7 protein-coding genes are annotated in these 7,637 nt (G+C 46.7%); all 7 read left to right on the forward strand.

Annotation, left to right across the window (positions count from 1 at the left end):
• Positions 1-774, forward strand: a complete 774-nt coding sequence (locus PHP90_RS02455) for an energy transducer TonB (protein WP_299924717.1) — start codon at positions 1-3, stop codon at positions 772-774.
• Between the two features lie 9 nt (positions 775-783).
• Positions 784-1,803: an ABC transporter substrate-binding protein gene (locus tag PHP90_RS02460; RefSeq protein WP_299924719.1), complete on the forward strand. Its 1,020-nt coding sequence runs from the start codon at positions 784-786 to the stop codon at positions 1,801-1,803.
• Entirely contained in the window at positions 1,803-4,043 is a 2,241-nt protein-coding gene (locus tag PHP90_RS02465; protein ID WP_299924721.1) for a TonB-dependent receptor, read from the forward strand. Before PHP90_RS02460 ends, PHP90_RS02465 begins: the two co-directional genes overlap by 1 nt.
• 8 nt (positions 4,044-4,051) lie before the next feature.
• Entirely contained in the window at positions 4,052-5,071 is a 1,020-nt protein-coding gene (locus PHP90_RS02470) for an iron ABC transporter permease (RefSeq protein ID WP_299924723.1), read from the forward strand.
• A complete protein-coding gene (locus tag PHP90_RS02475; RefSeq protein ID WP_299924726.1) occupies positions 5,062-5,853 on the forward strand; it encodes an ABC transporter ATP-binding protein in 792 nt (263 codons plus the stop codon). The genes PHP90_RS02470 and PHP90_RS02475 overlap by 10 nt, the downstream gene beginning before the upstream one ends.
• Positions 5,850-6,827: an ABC transporter substrate-binding protein gene (locus tag PHP90_RS02480; RefSeq protein WP_299924729.1), complete on the forward strand. Its 978-nt coding sequence runs from the start codon at positions 5,850-5,852 to the stop codon at positions 6,825-6,827. The genes PHP90_RS02475 and PHP90_RS02480 overlap by 4 nt, the downstream gene beginning before the upstream one ends.
• A gap of 78 nt (positions 6,828-6,905) precedes the next feature.
• Positions 6,906-7,637: TonB-dependent receptor plug domain-containing protein (locus PHP90_RS02485; RefSeq protein WP_299924732.1), on the forward strand; the 732-nt coding region annotated here is incomplete at its 3' end.

The following is a 7,637-nucleotide window of genomic DNA, read 5'->3' on the forward strand; positions in this document are numbered from 1 at the left end:
ATGTATTTTTTAAGCTCAATCGTTATATCAGAAAAGATACAACATAAGAATTTCTTATTAAAATTTAAATCATTCGGCGCTTCATTCGCTGTTCACAGTGCGGTATTAGCCGGAATTTTGTATTTTATGACAACCCATCCGATCCTGATGGAACCGGAGGAAGAGAGAGTCATCATCTCCCTCTCGGAGTTCACTTCTACCTCCGGTGATCGAAATGTAATGGAACATTCGCTCATCCAGAAACAAACACCGAAAACCCTTACGACGCCTAAAGCGAAAAGTACACCGAAAGAAGTGCATCCGACCCTAAAAACGACCCCTGAGAGGATACCGTCATTAACTCCTTCGGTGTCCTCTGAGGCGTCCGCGCCTCTAGCTCCACCTGCTCCAGTGTTATCGACTCCGCCATCATCACTCATTGATTCTCCTCATGAGAGTGTTTCCTCCAAATCTGAAAACGAATTACCAAGAAACCTAGTTTCCAGCAACGAAATCGGCGGAGCGGCATTGGGAAATATACGGGCTATGATCGAACATGCAATCACCTACCCCGCAATCGCTCGTAAACTTCGTATCGAGGGTATTGTGGTGGTATCGTTTGTACTCAAACCTAACGGAATCGTAGAAGCCGCAAAAATAATCACGACGAGCGGCAGTACTCTTCTGGACACCAAAGCGATTCAAACGATTCTCAGCCTCAGCGGTGATTACCCCGCATTGGGAAAGACCTTTGAACTGAGTATCCCCATCGCATTTAACTTACACAAATCCTAAAGGAATCTTATGAATACGTTTCTGAAAATCCTCTTCTTATCGGTGATCGTTCTCGCTGCACACGCGAAAACTGTGACGGATATGGACGGGCATCCCGCCATACTTCCGGATCAAACCGATCGAGTCTTCGGTTCATCTCCGCCGATGAACTATCTCATCTATGCGCTCAATCCAAATAAAATGATTGGTTTGAACTTTGCTGCAAAAAACGCCAATAATGGGGCCAATGAAAACTTCCTCAATCAAAAATTCCTTTCCCTTCCGGTAATCGGATCGTTTCACGGCGGCGGTCAAAGTATCAATCTCGAAACGCTGATGGCCTACAAACCGCAACTGGTTTTACTCTGGCAAGACGATATGATGGTGCAAACCGTACAGCGTGAAATCGAAAAAACCCATCTGCCGACTTTTATGATCCCGTTCCGTGAAGTTAACGATATGCCTCGCGCTTTTCGTCTGGCCGGTGCTGCAATCGGAGAGAGCAAACAGGCAAATATCCTAGCCAACTACTCTCAAAAAATAATCGATGAAGTCCATACCAGCGTCTCCAAAGCCAAACCGACACGCTACTACTACGCAGAAGGAACCGATGGACTTTCTACCGAATGCGATACCTCGTTTCATGTCGAAGCGCTTAATTTTGCCGGAGGCGAGAACGTCCATAAATGCCAACAAAGCGGTCTACTCGGCCTGGAAAAAATCAATTTTGAAAAACTTCTTACCTACAATCCGGATGTCATTATTGTCCAAAACAGAGCTGTCTATAACGACCTGATAGAGGATTCGCTCTGGAAAAATCTGCGCGCTGTTAAATCCGGCCGTATTTATCTCGTCCCTATCCAGCCGTTTAACTGGATCGACCGGCCGCCGTCGTTTATGCGGGTGATCGGAATCCAATGGCTGGCTCATCTGTTCCACCCAAAAGAGTACAAAGCCGACCTGAGTGTCCGAACAAAAGAGTTCTATGACCTTTTCTTACATGTAAAACTCAGCGATGAACAAGTCAAAAATCTATTAGGAGCCAATTAATGAAACTCTCACCTATCCTTCTCTCTCTCGCCGCATGTGCGATACTCGCCGCAGACCCGCTGGGGATCGAGCGAATCGTTATTACTGACACCGTCGATGATGGTGATGCAATGATACTCGATAGCAATCAAAGCGGTGCAAATCAATCATTCGGTACCAAAAGTATCGCCACCCTCTCGACTCAGGCGAATATGAATCCCTACAGCGTTATCGCCTATTCGCCGTCAGTCAACTTTACCCCTGTCGATCAGGCCGGATCAAACGAACCTTCCTATCATGATCCTATCCGTATACGCGGAAAAAGCCAAAGCGGTCCCGGCGGTGTCTATATGATCGACGGTATGCCGATCTCCAGCAATCCGGGAGGGGGAAAACAACTCGTTGATATGGAAAATGTCAGTTCGATCGATCTGCTCAAAGGGTATCTCCCAGCCGATAAAAACCTCGGCTTCTCCAGCCTCATCGGTAAAGTCGATCTGAATCTCCTGAGTGCAAAATCGAAAGCCGGAGCCGAAGTGTCCCAATCATTTGGTTCGGATAATTTCCAACGTACTTTTGTACGTTTCGATTCGGGTAAAATCGGCGATGTTGCGGTATTCGGTTCTTTCTCCCATCTCTCTAATGACAAAACCAAAGGCGAAGGCGATCTCAAACGTCTCAACGGTACTCTCGGCCTGACCTACACCCCTACAAATACGTTCAAAGCCAAAGTAACCGCTATCCGTAACTCAGACGATCACCACAACTACTATAACCTCTCATACGCCGAAGCGAATAATTTAGGGGCTAATTTCAACAAAGATTTTGCCATGACTCAACCGAGCGCATCCAATGATGTCAACTATTACGACTGGAACAAACAAAGTTTCCTGACTACGGCTCTTTTGGGAGAATTCGAATACAAGCCGACTACGAATGATGCAATCACGATCAAACCGTATTATAAAAAAGATGAGGGAGACTATTGGTTCTCCAAATTCGATACAACTGCCGCCAAACAGCGTGTTATGAACTGGCGAATGGAGCATGACCTCTACGGTGCAACCGCAGCGTACGATCATGAGTTTTCCGAAGCGCTGAAAACTAAAATCGGGTATTGGTACCACAAGCAGCTCCCTCCCGGGCCTCCGAGCGATCAAATCAAATACAGAGTGGTTAACGGTGCTTTGGTATTTGATGGCTATGCGGTTCTCGCCGATAACGACTATCATACGCTCCAAGCACCGTTTGCCCAAATCAGCGGTACGATCGACCGTTTTACGTATGTTGCCGGTGCACAATACCAAACGTTTAAACTCGGCTCGCTTAAAAGCCATACCAACGGTAATCAAACATCTGCAGCAAATCCAGACTATGATGCCGCAATCGCATCGACTGCCATCGATCCGTGGGCAAGCGTAGATGCTAAAACTTTTAATACGTTTATTCCGTCGCTCTACCTCGGATATACGATTTCTCCATCGACCATGGCATATCTCGATTATTCGCGTACCTATGGGTTCGACGTTAACCTTTTCCCGACCTATATTTCCAATCGTGCCAGTTTTGTAGCTCAAAACGTCACGTTGCAACAGCTATGGGACAAACTCGATTTGGAACTCTCCGACAATATCGATCTCGGAGTTAAAACAACCCTCGGAGGACTCACTCTCAATCCGAGCCTATATGTCTCGTTCGTACAAAACAAACAAGCCAATATCTATGATCCCTCATTCGGTGTCAATTATCCTGCCAATGTCGGAGATGCACTTGGATACGGTGCGGAATTCTCGGCATACGGTCCGATCAGCGAAGATTTGGAATTGTTGCTAGGTCTCTCGTACAATCGCTATCAATTCACCCAAAACTTCCAAAGCGGAGCTTCTTCAACCGTTGAAACCGACGGTAAACAGCTCCCTGACGCTCCGAAATACATGGCGAAAGCGGCGCTTTCATATCACCTGGGAGACTGGACGCTCACCCCGAGTGCCCGCTACACCTCCAGTCGATGGGGAGATGTTGCCAATACCCAAAAGATAGATGCCTTTACCCTTGTTGATTTCGACGCAGCATACCGTATCGCACAGTTTATGGGATCTCGTAACGCCCTTTTCCGTCTGACAGCTACCAATCTGACAAACGAAAAATACATCGCTACGATCAATGCCGCCGATAACTTCTTGGCGGCAACCGGCACGGCAAGTACCTACAATACGGGTGCACCGTTCGGACTTTATGGCAGCATCAATCTGAAGTTTTAAGGGCTATGATGAAAAATATCAAACCGATCAGTTGGATAATCGGCTCGACGCTCCTTTTGATCGTTGTTGCTACACTATCTCTACTCTGGGGGCAATATCCGATCACTCTCGATACGTTGATCAGCTATCTCCAATTTAAAGCATTCGGAGGGGCTGGAAACGATACCTACACGATGCTCGATAACATCATCTTGCAAATCCGTCTGCCGCGCGTTCTGCTGGCCATCCTCATAGGATCTGCCCTGGCTACATCGGGCGCCGCATTTCAGGCGATGTTCGTCAATCCCCTGGTCTCTCCCGGAATCTTGGGAGTACTCGCGGGTGCATCATTCGGTGCGGCGATGGGAATGCTCATCTCGGATCAATGGTTTGTCGTCCAATTACTCGCCTTTGCATTCGGTTTTGTCGCCGTCGGGGTCGCAGTACTCATCGGCACGATGGTAACCAACTCCCGATCCACCGTGATGCTGGTACTCGGAGGCGTCATCAGCAGTGCCCTTTTCACTTCGATGCTCTCAATCATCAAATACCTCGCCGATCCGTACAGTACCCTTCCCGCTATCGTCTACTGGCTGATGGGAAGTCTGACCATGGCGGATCTGCACGGTGTATTGCTCATCTGTGTTCCGATGCTCGCCAGTGTCATCGGACTGATCGTTTTAGGGAAATATTTCGATCTCATGAGTTTGGGAGATGAAGAGGCAAAAGCGTTGGGGATCAATGTTACGATGGTTCGGCTGGGGGCCATTATTCTGGCGACGATCGCAAGCTCTCTCTCAGTCGTCATGGCAGGGATAATCGGGTGGATCGGTCTTATCATCCCCCATATCATCCGTATGGCGGTTGGCCCTTCGCACCGTTTGCTGATGCCCCTCTCGGCAATAGTGGGCGGAGCATTTTTGCTCCTCGCCGATACGATTTCACGACTGGCATTCAGCGTCGAAGTCCCGATCGGGATTCTCACTTCGCTTATCGGTATCCCCGTCTTTATCATCGTACTTAAAAACGCGAGGGCAGCATGGAACTAAAACCAATCATCACGGTCAATGACCTTCATTTTTCCTATCCAAAGCGCCCTGTGTTAGAGGGGATCGATTTTACCCTCCGCCGCGGCGAAGTAGTAAGCCTGTTGGGACCGAACGGCTGCGGCAAAAGTACCCTGATTCGTCTCATCCTCAAGCTTATACATGCTTCGCAGGGCGAAATATGGCTCAATGAAAAAACCCTGCATCGCTATTCACACCGTGAGATAGCAGAACATATCGCCTATATTCCGCAGTATAACAACGTCCCATTCAATTACAGCGTAATAGAAATGGTCATCATGGGTCGCATCTCCAAACTCGGATTTTTCGCCGCCCCATCAGCATCTGACTATACGATTGCCCATGAAGCATTGGAGAGGGTCGGGATTTCTGATTTGGCATCCCGTCCTTTCGGTCAGCTCAGCGGCGGACAAAAACAGATGGTGCTTCTCGCCCGCGCACTTACCCAAGGGGTCGATACCTTTATTATGGATGAGCCGGTATCGGGTCTGGATTACGGCAACCAAATCCGTCTTTTGGAACTGATCGTCTCACTCAGCTCACAGGGCTACACGTTTCTCAAAACAACCCATTACCCCGATCATGCCCTGCTGGTCTCCAGCCGTGTCGCAGTCATGAACGGCGGTAAAATCATCGCCGACGGTCTGCCTGAGGAGGTCATCACCCCTGAAATGATCCGTAGCGTCTACGGAATCGAAGCCGACCTCATCGTCCACGATACCCACATCCGCTGTCTTCCTATTTTCAATAAAGGAACCCTATGAAACTTTTATCTCTCTTCATTTTCCTATTAATATTTTCTAATATTATTGAAGCGCGGAGTATTACCGATGATTTCGGCCGTGTAGTTACCGTACCCGATAAAATCACCAAAATTTATTCTGTATCGCCCCCTATCACCATCAGTGTAACGGCATTTGATCCCTCTCTTGTTGCGGCACTAAACTTTCCGTTCAAAGAGGATCAAAAACCCTACGTCGGTGTTGCCGCATCCAAACCGGTAGCAGGTGGGTATTTCGGTCAAGGACAAACCCCTAATTTCGAAAACATAGCCGCAATCAAACCCGATGTCATCCTGATGTGGGGGAAATCGACAGGTGCAGAGAATGAATTAAAAAAACTCTCCATGCTCGGTATTCCCGTGTTAATGGTACATAATGAATCGATCAACGACCTCGTAGGGCAATTTGAACTTTTAGGAAAACTCACCGGAAATACAAAACGCGCTTCCGAACTGATGCACTATACCAAAGAGACGTTGGGGCTTATCCAATCACTGCAAGCCAAAGTGAATGCCCGAAAAGATGTCCGTTATTACTTCGCCGAAAGTCTGGACGGATTTGCCAGCGAATGCGACGGGTCGTTTCACCTCGAACCGTTCACCTACAGCGGAGCCAAAAATGCTCTCAACTGTAAAATGTCTTCCAACTACGGGATGGAAAAAATCTCGATGGAAACGATCCTACTTGCCGATCCCGATGTTATCGTAGCGATGGAGGGGGCATTTGCATCCTCAGTAAAAAGCAATCCGCAATGGCAAAGCCTCAGAGCCGTTAAAACAGGACACGTGCTCACCGTCCCTACCGTACCGTTTAACTATATTAGCCGTCCACCCTCGCTTATGCGGCTGATGGGAATACGATGGCTTATCCACTCGTTTTATCCCGATCTGATCAAACCGATCGATCAAGAGGAAAAACGGTTTATTAAACTCTTCTTCCCCCAATATAAACACTAACAGGGAGGAGAAGTTTTTTTTACAAAACGTTATATCAAATATGATATATAGAATAATAAAAACTTAAGGATTACTATCATGAATCACAACGTAAAATCAAATTCTAATTTTATTAGAATAAGTTGTATAGCATCAGCCTTGCTATTACCATTTTATAGCATCATGGCTAATGATACAAACGCATCTAAATCTTACACTCTAGAGAAAATAGAAGCAACTTACGAGGAACAAGACAATTCTATATATGCTAAAGAGCCTGATAACGCTAAAAGCACCAATACATTGAGTAAAAAAGCACTCAATACAATCGGTGGCCCGGCTCAAACAAATTACTATAAAGCGATTGACATACTTCCAGGTGTTAATGTTCAAACATCCGATGCTCTTGGAATATCTAATGGTCAGAATATCAAAATACGTGGAAAAAGTGCTTTTCATATTGGCAGGACGGTAGAAGACCTTCCGCTAACAGGTATTGTTGGGACAAATGGTATGGGTGGCGGAGAACTTTTTGATATGGAAAATGTTAGTGAGCTAAATGTTTACAAGGGTGCAATAGCTTCCGATAAAGGTTTTTCTCTATCAACATCTACAGGTGTAGTTAACGCAAATCTCCTCTCACCATCAGATAATCTAGGATTTTCAATCAAACAAAGTTTCGGAACGGATAATTTTAGACGAACTTTTGGTAGGGTTGATAGCGGGAAGCTTTCAACCGATAGTTCATTTTTTCTCTCCTATTCAGATACAGCTGGTGATAAATGGAAAGGTGAAGGTGGAGCACCTGATGGAAAGCACAATGTAAACTTC

The sequence above is a fragment of the Sulfuricurvum sp. genome, from assembly GCF_028712165.1.
Lineage (GTDB): Bacteria > Campylobacterota > Campylobacteria > Campylobacterales > Sulfurimonadaceae > Sulfuricurvum.